We start from the raw sequence: 340 nt of genomic DNA, 5'->3' as shown, positions 1-340 counted from the left end.
GACTGGACCGACCTCGATCCGAAGCGCCTGTTCGCCAGGCTCAAGAAGCGGTCTGACTTCGACAACTTCTCCAAGCAGACGGTCGGCGACTTCTTCGACGACGTGAAGCAGCACGGCCTGGCCGCTACGGTCGAGGACCGCAAGATGTGGGGCCAGATGCGGATGACGCCGACCGACCTGTCGGACGTCAACGGCAACACCTATACCTTCCTCATGAACGGCACGACCTCGCTCGGCAACTGGACCGGGCTGTTCCGGTCGGGCGAGAAGGTCCGCCTCCGTTTCATCAACGGGTCGGCAATGACGTACTTCGATGTGCGCATCCCGGGCCTGAAGATGA

Annotated in this window: 1 pseudogene; it reads left to right on the top strand. The window is 62.1% G+C overall.

Features of this window, described 5'->3' with window-relative positions:
- A pseudogene (locus FLQ44_RS11495) lies at positions 1-340 on the top strand (hypothetical protein); the annotation flags it as partial.

This window comes from Vogesella mureinivorans (assembly GCF_007644035.1).
GTDB classification, from domain to species: Bacteria; Pseudomonadota; Gammaproteobacteria; order Burkholderiales; family Chromobacteriaceae; genus Vogesella; species Vogesella mureinivorans.
The sequence above is the reverse complement of the archived record's forward strand: the minus strand, read 5'-3'. Positions and strand labels throughout refer to the sequence as shown.